Source organism: Streptomyces sp. NPDC012466, assembly GCF_042955215.1.
In the GTDB taxonomy this organism is placed as follows: Bacteria; Actinomycetota; Actinomycetes; order Streptomycetales; family Streptomycetaceae; genus Streptomyces.
The window spans coordinates 498,029-513,700 of record NZ_JBIBEQ010000003.1 but is presented as its reverse complement, the minus strand read 5'-3'; the positions used below and the strand labels follow the sequence as shown (position 1 = coordinate 513,700).

Here is a 15,672-nt window from a genome sequence, read left to right as displayed (position 1 = left end):
GTCCCGGCCGGCCTCCGGGGGCAGGGCGTCAGCAGCAGTGGCTGCAGCCCGAACCGCCGCCGTCGCTGGTGCAACCCGGCGTGCAGTAGGAGATGGACGTGATGGCCGGGCCGGCGACCGACTTCTCCACGCCGATCTCCAGGTCGAGGTCGAACAGGTCGGCCTCGTCGTGCTGTGCGATTCCGTGCGTGCCCATGTCAGGCTCCTTCGTCGGAAGAACCGGAAATGTGTTCGTCGGATCGATCCGTGGAGCACGCAACCATGCCCCGAGGCGGGCGCTCAACGGCTCGCGGCCGGGCTGGCAGTAATGGCAGTCCCCTGGCAGCGGTGGTTACGCCGGGGCGCCACCGGAATCACCGCTGCGGTGGCCGCGGAAGCGGCCCCGCGGAAGTGGCCGAAAGTTTCGGTGCCGACGTGAACCATGGCAGCACCGCGCGCTACGTACTTCATGTGTGTTCGGACGAAGCCCTGCTGACCGCCGCCGCCCGTGGTGACCAGACCGCCCTGCGGACCCTGTACGAGCGGCACGCGGCCGCCATGCTGCGCCTGATCCGCAGACTCACCTCCGAACCGGCCGTGGCGGAGGAGATCCTGCAGGAGTCCTGGCTCGCGGTGTGGCGGTCCGCGGCCGGCTTCCGCGGGGAGTCCTCGGTCCGCAGCTGGCTGCTCGGGGTGGCGCGTCGGCAGGCGCACAACCAGCTGCGCCGGTCGCGCCCGCACCTCACCGATCTCGCCGAGGCGGAGCACGTGCCGCACCCGGATCCCGGGGTGGAGGAACAGGTCATGGTGGCCGCCGAGCGCACCGAGCTGCGGGAGGCCGTACGCGCCTTGCCCGAACACCTGCGTGAAGTGCTGGGGCTGGTCCTCGTGGAAGAACTCGCCTACCCGGAGGTGGCCGCCGTCCTCGGCATCCCGGTGGGCACCGTCAAAAGCCGGATGTCCCACGCGCGCAGGCGGCTGGGCAGCATGCTCGCCGCCTCGCGGCTGGAAGGAACAGGACGACGATGAGTGAACACCTCGCGGACGAGGAACTGGTCCGGCTGGTGCGGGACACGCCCGGTGAACAGCAGGCCGCCCGGACGCGGCACCTGGCCGAGTGCGCCGGCTGCCGGACCCGGCTCGCGGACTGGCGCGCCGTCGGGCGGGCGGCGGTCGAGGCGGAGGACGTCCGCACCCTGGCCGTACCGTCCTTCGACCGGTTGCTGGGGCCCGCGCTGGCCGCCGCGACGGCCGGCCCCCGGGACGCCGCCGGAGCGGCCGGGCATGCGCCGGAAGACGCCCGGGCGCCCGGAGCCGGGGCGGGCGCACCGCCGGCACCGGTTCCCTCCCCGCACGGCCCGGCCGCCGCGCACCGGATGCCGCGCTTCCCCTCCCCCTGGCGTCTGGCCTGGCAACTCGCCCGGACCGAGGCCGCGATGCTGCCTCGGTCACTGGCTCCGCTGACCGCGATCGGGCTGATCGCGGCCGCGGTGCTGGCGCCCATGCTCAGCGAGGAACGCCTCGGGCTGCGGCTGTTCGGCGCGGTGTGCGTGCTGCTGGTCCTGCCGGCGGCCCTCACCGTGGCATCACCGCGCCGGGATCCGCGTCACGAACTGCAGTTCACCCTTCCCTTGCCTCCCGGCACCGTGTTCCTCGCCCGGATGGCCGTCGTGCTCGGCGCCGACCTGCTCCTGGCCGTGCTGTGCTCGGCGCTGGTCGGGGGGCCGGGGTGGTGGCCGGTGGTGACCGACTGGCTGGGCGAGGCGCTGCTGGCCGCGTCACTCGCCCTGTCCCTCGCGGTGCGCGTCGCGCCGGCGGCCGGAGCGGCGGCAGGCGGCACCCTGTGGCTGGCAGGCGTCGTGACAGGGCCTCAGGGGCTGGTGTCGTCGCCGTTGGAGGCCGTCCTGGGGCACGTGCTGTCCACCACGCCGTGGACCGTGGCCGTGTCGGTTCTCCTGCTCGCCTGGGCCGCCACGGCCATGCGCCGCTATCCGTCCGGACACGCTCCCTGAGGTGACCACCACGGGAAAAGCGAACCGCAACTCCTGTGAACCCCTGGCCGTCCTGGCGCTACGTACAGGGTGGCCGCCGTCTTCTCGCCGGGTACTCCCCCGGCCCTGCGAAGAGGCGGCGGCCTCCGAGCCGCAGAGAGGAGTACGTGATGACTGCCGGCGCCTGGCACGCATGGCTCCACGAGGCCCGTCGCTGCGGGCGTGGCGCCCTGGTCCTGCCGCTCCTCGCCGCACTCACGGCGTGGGCGGCGACGGCCACCGGGCCGGGCGGCGGGGCGCTGCTCTCCCGGGCGCTGATCACCACGGCGGTGCCCGCCACCACGGCCCTGGCCTGTGCGACCGTGGTCGCCCGGGAACCGATGGCGGAACTGCACCTGACGCTGCCCACCGGCTATCCGCGGACCGTGGCCCGCCGCCTGTGCTGGCCGGCCGGGGTGACGGCCGCCGCCGCTGTCGGCCTGGCCGTCGCGCTCACCGCCACCGACCGGCCCCTGGGCATCGCCGTCCTGCTGACCGAACTCGCCGGACTGACGGTGCTGCTGACGGGCTGCGCGGTGTGGGCCACCGTGCGGGCCGGGTCGGCGGGCGCCGGCGCGGGTCTGATCGCCGCGGTGTGCCTGGCCAAACTGCTGCTGGTCGACCGGATCGCGCCGCACGGCGCTCCCCAGGGGCTGCCCGCCTCCATGACCGGCATCGCCCTGACCGCCCTCGCCCTGCAGACTCTCGGCGACGCGGAACGGTCGGGCGTTCTGACGAGGGATCACCAGGAGGGTTGAGTGTCCGCACACGGAACACCACAGAGCCGGGCCCGCACGGCGGTACCGGCCCCTGGAGCCCGTACGGCCGCGCTGCTGTGGAGCATCCGCTACGAGGTGCTGATGGCGGCCCGGCGCCGTGCCGTCTGGGCCGCCGTGCTGCCGCTGGTCGCGCTCACCCTGCTGCTCGCGTTCACCTCCCCGGTCGTCACCGGCGCCTCGGATCCCGTGGCCCGGGTCGGTGTCACCGCCGTGCTCGTCAACTCCTTCTGCACGCTCGGTCTGGCCCTGGCGCTGACCGACCGGCTGCGCCGCAACCTGGAGGCCCGGGGCCTGCCGGAGCTGCTGGCCGCGACCCCCGCCGGCCGGCTGCCCCGCCTCATGGGCTCCCTGCTCGGTCCGCTGCTCACCGCACTGGCCCCGGTCGCCGCGCTGCTCCTGGCCTACGGGGCGTTCCTGTCGCTCACCGCCGGCAGCGGCAGACCCCTGGCCGCGGCCGTGGCGGCCCTGGGTACGGCCGTTCTGCCCGCCGCGGTGCTGGCGGCGGCCGTGGCCGGGCTGCTCGGTGTGCTGATGCCGACGGCAGCCGCACGGGCCGTCACGGTGGTGCTGTGGCTGTGGGCGACCAATTTCCCGCCCCGGTTCTCCCCCGTGCCCACTCCCACCGGCACGGTGCTGTCGCCGCTCGGCGGCTACCCCCTGGTGGCCTGGGCCGGCGCCCCGGACATCTGGGCGGCGCGCGGCGCGGCCGGTCCCCTGCGCCCGGACGTCACCACGACGTCCGCCCTGCTGAACCTCGCCCTGGTGCTGCTGACCGCCGCGGGGTGCCACGCCCTCTGTCTCCTCACCGCACGTCTTCGACGACACGGAGCCTGACCCCGATGAACATCACGACGGAACGCCTGACCAAGGTCCACTCGGGTGGCCGGCGCGCTCTGGACCAGGTCGACCTGCACATCGAGGGCGGCACGGTCGGTCTGCTGGGTGCCAACGGTGCCGGGAAGACCACGCTGCTGCGCATCCTGACCGGGGTGTTGCGGCCCACCTCGGGCCGCGTGGTCGTCGGGGGCCATGATCTGGCCACCACGGCGGGTCTGACCGCGATGAAGCGGGCCCTGGGGTATCTGCCACAGGAGCTCTCCCTGTATCCGGACCTGTCGGCCCGGGAGTTCCTCGACTACATCGCCGTGCTGAAAGGGCTGCACGACAAGCGGGAACGCCGCAGGCAGGTGGAGACACGGCTGGCCGAGGTCGGCCTCGAGGAGGTCGGACGGGAGCGGCTGGGCGGCTTCTCAGGCGGCATGCGGCGGCGGGTCGGCATCGCCCAGGCGCTGCTCGGCGATCCGTCCCTGCTGATCGTGGACGAACCGACCGCCGGCCTCGACCCCCACGAGCGGATGCGGTTCCGCGCCCTGCTGGCCGGGCTGGGCGGCGGCCGCACCGTGCTGTTGTCCACCCACATCCTCGACGACGTGGCCCAGACCTGCCCGGAGGTCGCCGTGCTCACGGCGGGGCGGCTGGTCTTCCACGACACCACCGCCGCGCTCGTCAGCCACGCGGCCGGCTGCACGTACGTACTGCCGGCCGGCGCGCCGGCACCACCGCCGGGCGCGGAGGTGGTCAGCGCCGTCACCACTGCGGCGGGACCCGAGTACCGAGTCGTCGCCACCGCCGCCCCGGCCGGCGCCCGGCCCGTTCCCCCCACCCTCGAGGACGGCTACGCGGCGCTCCTCAAGGCCACCGGCCGCTCCGTCAACGCTTCTGCCTCATCCGAGAGTTCATCCGCGAGTTCCAGCGAGGTAGCCAGTACATGACTCACGACACCGCATCCCCCCACACCACCCGCCCCGGACCGGCCCTGCGGTCCAGGACCGGGCCGGTCCTCGCCCTGTGCGCTGCCCTGCCGTTTCTGCTCACCGCCTGCGGCGGCAGCGGCACCTCCCATCCGAGCACCACCCGCCCGGAGCCCCTGCCCAGCCCGACCTCCACCACCCAGCGCATCAGCGAGCGCAACCTCGGCTACACCTGGCCGCTCACCGTCGACCACGGCACCGCCCGGTGCGGAAAGGACAACCAGGCCCTCTTCACCAGCCCCGACGGCACCACGTACGCGCTGAACGACCGCGCCCGTGACGCCGGTTACCGCGACATCGGCCCGCTGCGCGCCAAGGGCGACGACGGCGACCCGATCAGTCTCGGATCCCTGCTGACCAAGACACTGAGACTCTGTGGGGCCGCCGGCTGACCACCGGCCCTCGCAGCGCCGCCCGGACCATGCGGCGCTCTGCCTTCTGCCCACCGCAGATTGACGAACCACGGGGGAACAACGCTGTGCCGCAGCTCATTGTCAAAAACCGTCTTCACGTCCTCGCGCACGCCGGCCTTCAGGCCCTCCTGTCGACGCCGGACACCCCGCTCAGCCTCCTGCTGGCCGGGCTCGACCGCGTCGACTTCGTCGACGACGCCCGGCTGGCCGCTCCCGGCGAGCCCCAGCTGCCCGTCCTCCTGCCGGTGTCCAGCGAACTCCAGGCGGACCGGCTGCGCGCGCTGCGCACCCGGCACGCCATGGCCCTGCTGGTCGCGGTCACCGACGACGTCTCGGGACACCTGACCCACGACGCCATACGCGCGGGGGCGAGTTCCGTCTTCAACCTCGCCATCACCGAGGAACGGCAGACCGACCTGTTGCTCGCGCAGTTGCGCGCCCACCGCGCGCCCGGCGCGCCCTCCACCCCGGTCCGGCTGTGCTACCTGCCGGACGGTCCCGTGCACCGGCCCGCCGCGGCGGCACCGGGCCCGGCCCTCCCGGCGTCGCCGCGGATCCCGCCCCGCCCGCAGCCGGGCGGCGGGGCCGGCTACGACGCCGAGTTGCTGCGGATGCTGTGCTCCCCGGCGACGGTGTCGGAGATCGCCCGGCGCAACTACTGCTCGGAGCGGTCGATGTACCGGCGCATCCGCCGGCTGTACGACACCTTCGGCGTGTCCGGCCGCAGCGAGCTGCACGCCCGTGCGGCCGAGCTCGGCCTGATCGGCGAGGACGGCCCGCGCGAGCGCATCCGCCGAGCCGGCTGACACCGGCATCGCAGGGGGTGCCGCACCGGCCCCGGCCCGACGCGGCACCCCGACACCCCGCCCAACCCCCACCGAGTTCCCGCCCACTTCCCGGCGCCGTGGGACTCCTCCCCCGACCCCTCCCAACACCCCAACCCGGCCCCACCAGGCTCCCGAGCCCGGCCACTCCCGGTGCCGTGGGACTCCTCCCCTGCCCCCTCCGGCACCACAATTCGGCCCCACCAGGCTCCCGAGCCCGGCCACTCCCGGTGCCGTGGGACTCCTCCCCTGCCCCCTCCGGCACCACAACCCGGTCCCACCAGGCTCCCGAGCCCGGCCACTCCCGGTGCCGTGGGACTCCTCCCCTGCCCCCTCCGGCACCACAACCCGGCCCCACCGGGCTCCCGGGCCCGTGCCGTTCTCGGTGGGCGGGGCCCCGGCGCGGTGGTGCGGGGCGCCACCGGGCTAGCGGATTCCCGCGTCGGCCGTCTCCACCAAGCGGAAGAAGCCCGCTTCCACGTTCCCGTCGACGGCGAGTCCGTCCACCGGCCCCTCGTACCGGGTCCGGCCGGCCACCAGAACCTGCACCCGGTCGCACACCTGGGCCACTTCCGCCAGCTGGTGGCTGGCGATGAGCACCGCCACCCCCTGGCCGGCCAGCGACCGGATGATGCCGCGCATCTCCCGGATGCCCACCGGGTCCAGACCGTTCGTCGGCTCGTCCAGGACGATCAGCCGCGGCCGGGCCAGCAGGGCCACCGCGATACCGAGCCGCCAGCGCATGCCGAGCGAGTACTCCTTCACCCTGCGCTGCCGCGCGCCGGTCATGCCGACCAGTTCCAGTGCCGGGTCGATCCACTCGGTGGGCACCCCGCGTAGCCGGGCGTGGATGCCCAGGGTCTCGTCGGCCGTGAGCTGGGGCCACAGGCCCGGCACTTCGATGAGCGCCCCGACCTCGGCGAGACTCTCGCGCCCCACGGGCCTGCCGAGGATCTCCAGCGTGCCGCGGGTCGGCCTCTGGAGCCCCAGCAGCACCTTCATCAGGGTGGTCTTCCCGGCACCGTTCGGGCCGAGCAGACCGTAGACCTCGCCCGGCTCGACCGTCAGGTCCACCCCGTCCAGGGCCCGGTGGGCGCCGTAGTGCTTGTGCAGGTCACGGATCAACAGCGCGTGGCTCATCTCAGATCTCCTTACGGATCATGTGAAGTCGCCCCACGGCGAGCAGCACGGCGGACAGGACCGCGGCGAGGATCACGGCGAGCGGGATGGCACCGGGGTCGGTGACGGGGCTGTCGTCGGGCAGCGGCACGCCGTTCGGCCCGATCCCGGCCAGCGGCAGCACCACCCGCATCGGCCAGGCGAAGGGCACAGCGAACCAGAACGTCTTGTCGGAGACCAGCGCCCCGCACAGCAGCCCGGCGACGCCCACCCCGATGCTCGGGCCCATGCCCCACACGACGGCCACCAGCGTCGCCATCGCCGTCATGGACAGGCCCACCAGCCAGGGCAGGTAGACGGCGGCGGCGACGGTTCCGAGGGCGTCCGGGAACTGCCCGCTGAGCGCGGCGCCGAGGGTGAGCATCACGAGCAGGACGGTGGACGAGACGAAGCCGAGCACGCCCAGGGCGGCCACCTTCCCCACGAAGTACCGGCCGCGCGGCACACCGTAGGAGAGCAGCAGCCGCCACGCGTCCTGGTCCGCGCGGACCGAGAGCGCCGCGGCGAGGCCCGCTGTCATCGGGACGAGGACGCCCCAGAACTCCAGCGTGACGTTCCGGAACACCTCGAAGGTCTGCCCCGACTTGGCCTCCGAGGAGCCGAGGGCGCCGAGGAAGAGCGGAACGGTGATGATCACCGGTGCCAGCAGGTGGTACCAGACGAGGAATCCCCGCTTGAGCCGGGTCAGTTCCGTGCCGGTCACGGTCACCAGCGAGGGCTTGTCGCGTTCCGCCGGCGTCGGGGCGGCGGCTGTCGTGTCGTGTCGCATGCCCGGTACGTAGCCGCGCGCCGGGCTCCGGTTCACGACGGGACGCGAAACGCGGCCGGGCCGGGCACGGGAGACGGTGTCCGTCCCCGTGCCCGGCCCGGGCCGAGCGGCCGCTCGCGGCTAGGGGGTGTCGTCCTCGCGGGCGAGCAGTGGCTCCACCCGCTCGTACGCCGCCCAGTCGCGGAAGTGACGCGTGTACAGGTCGGCGTCACTGCCGAGGTCGGTGTCCTCGGCCTCCTTCACGTCGACGATCGCCTTCAGTCGCCAGGTGACCGTCTCCTGCCGGTCGTTCAGGTAGCTGGTCTCCGCCGCGCGCGCCCGCCGCTCGGCCCGCTCTCTGGCGGACCGCTCGTCGGTCGCGTGCACCAGGACGAAGTTCTCCTGGTACAGGGGCTGCTCCGGTTCCCCGGCCGGGGCCGGTCCGGAGGTGGTCGCCTCCATCACCACCAGGGCGACGTAGGGCTGCGGGGCCGGCTGCTCGGCACCGGTTAGGTCGGTCACGCTCGCTCCTGTCCGCACGTCGGTCAACGCGCCGAACGCCCTCCGCTACTTGTCGAAGCGGCGGTCGTTCAGCAGCTTCCACGCCTTGACATCATCCCGGTCGCCGCGCTGCTTGCCCGCGAAGATCTCGCCGAGCGTGCGCGACAGGCGGTCCGTGGGGAACTCCCGCCGGATGGAGCCCTTCTTGCAGCGGGAGATGAACTTGGCGGCGACCTCGTCGTGGTTGTCCCCGGCACGGCAGTTCCGGGCGGCGGCCAGGTCGTCCGCGGCCGAGACGGCCACCTGCCCGGACACCTGAGCCGGTGCCGCGGACACGGCGGGCGCCACCAGACCACCGATCGACAGGGCCAGTACCGCGGACGCCAGGACACGGCGCATTGCCTTCATCTCGAACCTCCAGAGGGTCGGGTCGTCATCGGACGATCCGACCCTTCCACCGCCCGCGCGCCCGCAGCGGCGTTGGCAGGGAGGTTGGCAGTCCCGCGTCAGTCTCCCGCCCGCGCTTACTTCAGGCCGATGGCCTGGCACGCCGCCCTGTACTTGGCCGTGCAGATGTCCGCCAGCTTGTAGATGTCGTCCGCGACCACCGTGTCCTTGATGTTCTCCCTGGTGAGCGCGACCACGGGCACGAGCTGCGCCGGGATGCCCTTGTCCGTGGGGCTGTCGACCTTGTCCCGGGTCAGGGCGGCGAACTGGATGTCGCGGCCCTGGACCTTGGCGACGGCCATCTCCGCGGCGTTCTCCGCCTCCTGCGGGTACGACTTGTAGACGCTCATGTACTGCTCGCCGCTGATGATCCGCTGCACGGCCGGCAGCTCCGCGTCCTGCCCGGTGATGGGCGGCAGTTCGGTCACGCCCGCTGCCTGCAGCGCCTTGACGATGCCGCCGGCCATGCCGTCGTTGGCGGAGTACACCGCGGCGATGTCGCCCTTGCCGATCTTCTCGATCGCCTGGGCCATGTTGGCCTCGGCGTTCTCCGGCTTCCAGTCCTTGGTGTCGAAGGACGCGGCGATCGTCACCTTGCCGTTCAGCTCGGACATCGCCCCGGCCTTGAACTGCTTGGCGTTCGGGTCCGTGGGCGAGCCGTTCATCATGACGATCTTGTCGGAGAGGCTCGCCTTCTCGCCGATGGCCTCCAGCAGGGTGCGGCCCTGGACCTCGCCGACCAGCTCGTTGTCGAAGGAGATGTAGGCGTCGATCGGGCCCTCGGCCAACCGGTCGTAGGCGATGACCGGAATGCCGGCCTCCTTCGCCTTCTTCACGCCGCTCGCGATGGCGTGCGAGTCGACGGCGTCCAGCAGGATCACGTCGACCCGGTCGTCGATCATCTGCTGCAGCTGGCTCGCCTGCTTGTCCGCGCTCGCCTCCGCGTTGGCGTACGCGACGCGGCCCTTGTCGTTGGTGAGCGACTCGACCTTCGTCTTGATGATGGGGTAGTCGAAGTTCTCGTACCGCGTGTTCGCCTTCTCCGGCAGCAGCAGTCCGACGGTGATGTCGTTGCCCTTCGCCGGGCTCGCGTCGTCACTGCTCCCGGTCGCGTTGAGCACGCCGCAGCCGGCGAGCGTGACGGACATCGTGGCGGCTGCCACGGATATGGCGATACGACGCATTCGGGAGCTCACTTCGCGTGTGATTCGGACGTGGGCGCAGCTTTCCGCCCATGTGACTGAAAAGCCAACGCGGACGCGACCCCCAGCGTCAAGCGGAACCACTTAACGAGATGACAACACCACGCTCCGCAGCAGTTGTGAAGACCCTGCGGAATCATCTGCAAGTGCCGCGCACGTTCAGGTCATCCACAGGAGAACGGGTGAAACCGGCCCAAGGCATACGAAAAGGGCCGGGAGTCGACTCCCGGCCCTCTCGCGTCGCCTGCGCGTCAGTCGGACTGCTGCTGCCTCTTCGGCCGCCACACCACCAGCGCGCTGGTCTGCTGCACCTCCTGGTACGGCACCAGATCGCGGCGGTAGGACGCGTGCACCGCCGCCTCGCGCTGGCGCATCGCCGCCGCCGCGCCGTCGAGCGCGTCCTCCAGCTCGGCGACCCGGGCCTGGAGCGCGGCGACCTGGTTCTCCAGTTCGATGATGCGCTTGATTCCGGCCAGGTTGATGCCCTCGTCCTGCGACAACTGCTGGACCGTGCGCAGCAGCTCGATGTCGCGCGCCGAGTAGCGGCGGCCCCGGCCGGCGGTGCGGTCGGGGGACACCAGGCCCAGCCGGTCGTACTGGCGCAGGGTCTGGGGATGCAGGCCGGACAGCTGGGCCGCCACCGAGATGACGTAGACCGGGGTTTCCTCGGTCAGTTCATACGGGTTGCGCCGACGACCGTCCATCTGACTCATGCTCCCTTCGCGGCCTGGAACAGATCCGCCCGCGGATCCTCCTCCGCGGTCACCTCGCGATACGCCTCGAGCGCGTCACGAGCCTTCCCCGTCAGGTCCTTCGGAACACTCACCTCGACGGTGACCAGGAGGTCCCCGCGGGTGCCGTCCTTGCGGACCGCGCCCTTGCCCCGGGCGCGCATGGTGCGCCCGTTGGGCGTGCCCGGAGGCAGCTTCAGGGTGACGGGCGGGCCGCCCAGGGTGGGTACCCGCACCTCACCACCGAGGGCCGCCTCGGCGAAGGTCACCGGGACGGTGACCGTGAGGTTGTCCTCCTTGCGGCCGAACACCGGGTGGGAGTCGACGTGCACCACCACGTACAGGTCGCCCGCCGGGCCGCCGCGCTCGCCCGGTGCTCCCTTGCCGCGCAGCCGGATCCGCTGGCCGTCGCTGACGCCCGCGGGGATGCGCACCTGCATGGTCCGCGAGGACTTGGCCCGGCCGCTGCCCTTGCAGACCTCGCAGGCGTTCTCCGCGATCAGGCCGCGGCCCTTGCAGTCCGGGCAGGGGTCGGTGAGGGAGAAGCCGCCGCCGCTGCCCCGGGCGACCTGCCCGGTGCCGACGCAGGTCGGGCACACGCGGGGTGTGCCGTTCTTGTCGCCGGTGCCCGAACAGGCCTTGCAGGGGGACTGCGACGACATCCGCAGCGGGACGGTCGCGCCCTCGATCGCCTCGGTGAAGCTGAGCGTGACCTCGGACTCGATGTCCTGGCCGCGCCGGGGGTGCGCGCGTGTCCCCGGTCCGCCCGCGCCGCCGCGGTTGAACAGGCCCCCGAAGACGTCACCGAGTCCGCCGCCGAAGCCGCCGGCTCCCTGACCGCCGCCCTGGGCGCCGCCTCCGAAGAGGTCACCCAGGTCGAAGTTGAAGGAGCCGCCCGCGCCGCCCGGCCCCGGGCGGAAGCCGCCGTTGCCGAAGAGGGCGCGCGCGTCGTCGTACTCCTTGCGCTTCTTGGGGTCGCCGAGGATGTCGTTGGCCTCGGAGATCTCCTTGAAGCGCTCCTCCGCCTTGACGTTGCCCTTGTTGGCGTCCGGGTGGAACTCGCGGGCGAGCTTCCGGTACGCCTTCTTGATCTCGGCCTCGGTGGCGTCCTTGGGGACGCCGAGGACCTTGTAGTAGTCCTTCTCGATGAAGTCCTTGGTGCTCATCCTCGACGCCCCTCCTTCCCTTCGTCTATGACGTCAGCCCTCGTCCGGGCCACCGCTCTCCTTGTCGTCGGCGTCGGCGGACTCGTCCGCCTTGACCGTCTGCGCCCCCGGCTGGGGCTCGGCCACCGCCACCCGCGCGGGGCGGATGGTGCGCTCGCCGATCCGGTACCCGGGCTGCAGGATCGCCACGCAGGTCGTCTCGGTGACGTCCGGTGCGTAGCTGTGCATCAGGGCTTCGTGGATCGTCGGGTCGAAGGGCTCGCCCTCCTTGCCGAACTGCTGCAGGCCCATCTTCGCCGCGGTGCTCTCCAGCGACTCGGCGACGGACTTGAAGCCGCCGACCAGTTCGCCGTGTTCACGCGCGCGGCCGATGTCGTCGAGCACGGGCAGGAGCTCGGTCAGGAGGTTCGCGATGGCGATCTCCTTGACCGCGATCCGGTCACGCTCGACCCGGCGGCGGTAGTTCTGGAACTCGGCCTGGAGGCGCTGGAGGTCCGCCGTGCGCTCGTTGAGCGCGGTGCGGGCCTGGTCCAGCTGGGCCACCAGAGCCACGTCCTGGCCCGTGTCCCCGGCCGGGGCCGCCCCCTCCTCCGGGGAGGGGGAGGCGGCCTTCGGCTCGGCGTCGTCGGAGGTGGCGCCGGAAGGGACGTCGGGCTGCTGCGACTGCTGCTCGTCGAAGCCCGGGGTCTCCTCCGTCACGCGGCACCGTCCTTCCGCTCGTCGTCCACGATCTCGGCGTCCACGACGTCGTCGTCGGCGGCCTTGGCACCACCGGCGGCACCGGCGTCACCCGCGGGGCCACCGGCGGCCTGGGCCGCATTGGCGTCCGCGTACATGGCCTGGCCGAGCTTCTGCGAGACGGCCGCGACCTTCTCCGTGGCCGTGCGGATCTCGGCGGAGTCCTCGCCCTTGAGCTTCTCCTTCAGCTCGGCGACGGCCTCCTCGACCTCGGTCTTGATGTCGCCCGGGACCTTGTCCTCGTTGTCCTTGAGGAACTTCTCGGTCTGGTAGACGAGCTGCTCGCCCTGGTTGCGGGACTCGGCGGCCTCGCGGCGCTTGTGGTCCTCCTCCGCGTACTGCTCGGCCTCCTGGCGCATGCGGTCGACCTCGTCCTTCGGCAGCGAGGAGCCGCCGGTGACGGTCATCTTCTGCTCCTTGCCCGTGCCCAGGTCCTTGGCGGTCACGTGCATGATGCCGTTGGCGTCGATGTCGAAGGACACCTCGATCTGCGGGACGCCGCGGGGCGCCGGCGGCAGACCGGTCAGCTCGAACATCCCGAGCTTCTTGTTGTACGCCGCGATCTCGCGCTCGCCCTGGTAGACCTGGATCTGCACGGACGGCTGGTTGTCCTCGGCGGTGGTGAAGATCTCGGACCGCTTGGTCGGGATCGTCGTGTTCCGCTCGATGAGCTTGGTCATGATGCCGCCCTTGGTCTCGATGCCGAGGGACAGCGGGGTGACGTCGAGGAGCAGGACGTCCTTGACCTCGCCCTTGAGGACACCGGCCTGCAGGGCGGCGCCGATGGCGACGACCTCGTCCGGGTTGACGCCCTTGTTGGCGTCCTTGCCGCCGGTCAGCTCCTTGACGAGCTCGGCGACGGCGGGCATACGGGTCGAGCCGCCGACGAGGACGACGTGGTCGATCTCGCTGATGGAGATGCCCGCGTCCTTGATGACGTTGTGGAACGGCGTCTTGCAGCGCTCCAGGAGGTCCGCGGTCAGCTGCTGGAACTGGGCGCGGGTGAGCTTCTCGTCGAGGTGCAGGGGGCCCTCGGCGGAGGCGGTGATGTAGGGCAGGTTGATCGAGGTCTCGGTGGACGAGGACAGCTCGATCTTCGCCTTCTCGGCGGCCTCGCGCAGACGCTGCAGGGCCATCTTGTCCTTGCCCAGGTCCACGCCGTGACCGGACTGGAACTGCTGGACCAGGTAGTCGACGACGCGCTGGTCCCAGTCGTCACCACCGAGGTGGTTGTCACCGTTGGTGGCCTTCACCTCGACGACACCGTCGCCGATCTCCAGCAGCGAGACGTCGAACGTACCGCCACCGAGGTCGAAGACCAGGATGGTCTGGTCGTCCTTGTCGAGGCCGTACGCCAGGGCGGCCGCGGTCGGCTCGTTGACGATGCGCAGCACGTTCAGACCGGCGATCTCGCCGGCCTCCTTCGTGGCCTGGCGCTCGGAGTCGTTGAAGTACGCCGGGACGGTGATGACCGCGTCGGTCACCTTCTCGCCCAGGTAGGCCTCGGCGTCGCGCTTGAGCTTCTGGAGCACGAAGGCGCTGATCTGCTGCGGGTTGAAGGGCTTCCCGTCCAGCTCGATCTTCCAGTCGGTGCCCATGTGACGCTTGACGGAGCGGATGGTCCGGTCCACGTTCGTGACCGCCTGGCGCTTGGCCACCTCTCCGACGAGCACCTCACCGTTCTTGGCGAAGGCGACGACGGACGGCGTGGTCCTGGCGCCCTCGGCGTTGGTGATGACGGTGGGCTCGCCGCCCTCCAGAACGCTGACGACGGAGTTAGTCGTGCCCAGGTCGATGCCGACCGCACGTGCCATTGTGATTCCTCCAGCTGACTTGAGTGGAACGGACTCAAGTGTGCACGACGGCCCCCGACCGGTCAACAGAGCTGAGTCGGGCAGGCTCAACTCTTATCCGTTCCTTACACGCAATGGCGCTCTGACCTGCGGGGATACGCTGCGTCGAGGTCCGTACACAGGGACCCGCGCGAGGGCGAACACCATGACGAGCGCCCCTCCCACCACCCACCACAGGGCGCCGGAGCCGATCCGGCCGGCATGCGCGAGTACCCCGACGAGCATCGCCGACAACGCCCCGGTCCCCAGCAGCAGAACCGCCCCCGGCGCGGTCAGCCCGAGCCGCCGCAGCCGGTGCGCGAGATGATCGGGCCCGCTGCGGAACACCGCCCGGCCGGCCAGCCGTCGCGTCCCCAGCACGAGGACGGCATCGGCGGCGGCCACCGCGGTCAGCGCGAACAGCACCCCCGCACTCTCCCCGATCCCGGACCCGGCCCGGGCGTACACGGCCCCCACGGCGATCACGAACCCCGCGGACATGGACCCGCAACTGCCCAGCGCCACGCGCGCGGGGTGCCAGTTGTGCAGCAGGAACCCGGTCAGGGCGGCGGCCAGCACGCTCATCAGCCCCGCGATCCCGTCCATCACCTCGACGGCCGCGCAGGCCGCCACCCCGAAGGCGGCCACGACCCCGGCCGTACCCGCCAGCCCGTCGGCGTGGTCGAGCCCCCGCAGTCCGAACACCACCGCCACGACCCACACGACGGCCAGCAGGCCGGTCGCCACCCCCGTCTCCCCGTACGGCACGACACACGCGGCCGCCACGCCCGTGCCGGCGACCAGCACCCGCCGCCGCAGCCGCCACACGTCGTCGACCAGCCCGAGCAGGGCGACCGCGCCCGCGGCGACGAGCACCCCGCGCGCCTCATCGGCGGCCGGCGCGACCCCCCACCACCCCCCGGCCCCCACGACCAGCCCCGTGACGAGCACGACGGCCACGCCCCCGGACAACGGCACGTCACGCTGCCGCCGCCGCTCGGTCAGCCGAAGCCGCAGGGCGGGGGCCCGCAGGGCGGCCGCGAGCAGGGCGGTGAGGAGGAGGGCGGTGGCGGCGGCGGTGATCCCGTAGAGCACGGATATAAGGTAGGCGGGATTATGACAATTCGGTATGAATAACACGAGGGGATCACGGCCGGGTCACGCCGCGACGTGCGACGGGATCCCTGCCGAAACCGGCCCGTTTCTGAGGCAACCCTCAGCGATTCAGATCACTGCCCACCCGGCTACAGTGCGGCGGAGGATGAGGGTAGTCTCAGACGGACTGCATAAGT

18 protein-coding genes are annotated in these 15,672 nt (G+C 72.0%); 7 read left to right on the top strand and 11 right to left on the bottom strand.

Translation table 11 applies throughout. The features are described 5' to 3' along the window. Window positions 1-28: 28 nt before the first annotated feature. Entirely contained in the window at window positions 29-196 is a 168-nt protein-coding gene (locus tag ACFY9E_RS14780) for a gallidermin/nisin family lantibiotic (RefSeq protein WP_086603600.1), read from the bottom strand. Between the two features lie 218 nt (window positions 197-414). Between ACFY9E_RS14780 and ACFY9E_RS14775 the strand changes: the two genes are divergently transcribed. From ACFY9E_RS14775 to ACFY9E_RS14745, 7 genes are all read left to right on the top strand, one after another. Next, on the top strand, window positions 415-1,008 hold the full coding sequence (locus tag ACFY9E_RS14775) for a sigma-70 family RNA polymerase sigma factor (protein ID WP_390983167.1): 594 nt from the start codon (window positions 415-417) through the stop codon (window positions 1,006-1,008). Continuing rightward, the gene (locus tag ACFY9E_RS14770; protein WP_390983164.1) at window positions 1,005-1,991 is read left to right on the top strand and encodes a hypothetical protein; all 987 of its coding nucleotides are present in this window, start codon (window positions 1,005-1,007) and stop codon (window positions 1,989-1,991) included. The genes ACFY9E_RS14775 and ACFY9E_RS14770 overlap by 4 nt, the downstream gene beginning before the upstream one ends. Before the next feature lie 149 nt (window positions 1,992-2,140). Then, window positions 2,141-2,767, top strand: coding sequence for a hypothetical protein (locus tag ACFY9E_RS14765; RefSeq protein ID WP_390983162.1), 627 nt, complete (start codon window positions 2,141-2,143; stop codon window positions 2,765-2,767). After that, window positions 2,768-3,622: a hypothetical protein gene (locus ACFY9E_RS14760; RefSeq protein ID WP_390983159.1), complete on the top strand. Its 855-nt coding sequence runs from the start codon at window positions 2,768-2,770 to the stop codon at window positions 3,620-3,622. 5 nt (window positions 3,623-3,627) lie between these two features. Beyond that, complete coding sequence (locus ACFY9E_RS14755; protein ID WP_390983157.1) at window positions 3,628-4,560, top strand: ATP-binding cassette domain-containing protein; 933 nt, start codon at window positions 3,628-3,630, stop codon at window positions 4,558-4,560. Continuing rightward, on the top strand, window positions 4,557-4,991 hold the full coding sequence (locus ACFY9E_RS14750; RefSeq protein ID WP_390983155.1) for a hypothetical protein: 435 nt from the start codon (window positions 4,557-4,559) through the stop codon (window positions 4,989-4,991). The genes ACFY9E_RS14755 and ACFY9E_RS14750 overlap by 4 nt, the downstream gene beginning before the upstream one ends. Window positions 4,992-5,077: 86 nt before the next feature. Next, complete coding sequence (locus ACFY9E_RS14745; RefSeq protein ID WP_390983152.1) at window positions 5,078-5,818, top strand: DNA-binding response regulator; 741 nt, start codon at window positions 5,078-5,080, stop codon at window positions 5,816-5,818. Window positions 5,819-6,262: 444 nt separating this feature from the next. Here ACFY9E_RS14745 and ACFY9E_RS14740 read toward each other — a convergent pair whose 3' ends face one another. From ACFY9E_RS14740 to ACFY9E_RS14695, 10 genes are all read right to left on the bottom strand, one after another. Next, the gene (locus ACFY9E_RS14740) at window positions 6,263-6,976 is read right to left on the bottom strand and encodes an ATP-binding cassette domain-containing protein (RefSeq protein WP_390983150.1); all 714 of its coding nucleotides are present in this window, start codon (window positions 6,974-6,976) and stop codon (window positions 6,263-6,265) included. A gap of 1 nt (window position 6,977) precedes the next feature. Continuing rightward, window positions 6,978-7,784 (bottom strand): ABC transporter permease, encoded by an 807-nt coding sequence (locus ACFY9E_RS14735; protein WP_390983147.1) that lies wholly within the window; start codon window positions 7,782-7,784, stop codon window positions 6,978-6,980. A gap of 120 nt (window positions 7,785-7,904) precedes the next feature. Next, a complete protein-coding gene (locus ACFY9E_RS14730; RefSeq protein ID WP_390983144.1) occupies window positions 7,905-8,285 on the bottom strand; it encodes a DUF4288 domain-containing protein in 381 nt (126 codons plus the stop codon). Between the two features lie 45 nt (window positions 8,286-8,330). Next, entirely contained in the window at window positions 8,331-8,672 is a 342-nt protein-coding gene (locus ACFY9E_RS14725) for a hypothetical protein (protein WP_390983141.1), read from the bottom strand. A 116-nt stretch (window positions 8,673-8,788) separates the two neighbouring features. Continuing rightward, entirely contained in the window at window positions 8,789-9,907 is a 1,119-nt protein-coding gene (locus ACFY9E_RS14720) for a substrate-binding domain-containing protein (protein WP_390983139.1), read from the bottom strand. Between the two features lie 257 nt (window positions 9,908-10,164). Next, window positions 10,165-10,617 (bottom strand): heat shock protein transcriptional repressor HspR, encoded by a 453-nt coding sequence (locus ACFY9E_RS14715; RefSeq protein WP_031142455.1) that lies wholly within the window; start codon window positions 10,615-10,617, stop codon window positions 10,165-10,167. Between the two features lie 5 nt (window positions 10,618-10,622). Beyond that, window positions 10,623-11,810 carry a molecular chaperone DnaJ gene (gene dnaJ, locus ACFY9E_RS14710; protein ID WP_390983136.1) on the bottom strand — a complete coding sequence of 396 codons (1,188 nt, stop codon included), beginning with the start codon at window positions 11,808-11,810 and terminating at the stop codon, window positions 10,623-10,625. A 33-nt stretch (window positions 11,811-11,843) separates the two neighbouring features. Then, window positions 11,844-12,509 carry a nucleotide exchange factor GrpE gene (grpE, locus tag ACFY9E_RS14705; RefSeq protein WP_390983133.1) on the bottom strand — a complete coding sequence of 222 codons (666 nt, stop codon included), beginning with the start codon at window positions 12,507-12,509 and terminating at the stop codon, window positions 11,844-11,846. Beyond that, a complete protein-coding gene (gene dnaK, locus ACFY9E_RS14700) occupies window positions 12,506-14,362 on the bottom strand; it encodes a molecular chaperone DnaK (protein WP_390983130.1) in 1,857 nt (618 codons plus the stop codon). Before dnaK ends, grpE begins: the two co-directional genes overlap by 4 nt. A 93-nt stretch (window positions 14,363-14,455) precedes the next feature. Further along, complete coding sequence (locus tag ACFY9E_RS14695; protein WP_390983129.1) at window positions 14,456-15,475, bottom strand: undecaprenyl/decaprenyl-phosphate alpha-N-acetylglucosaminyl 1-phosphate transferase; 1,020 nt, start codon at window positions 15,473-15,475, stop codon at window positions 14,456-14,458. Window positions 15,476-15,672 lie beyond the last annotated feature (197 nt).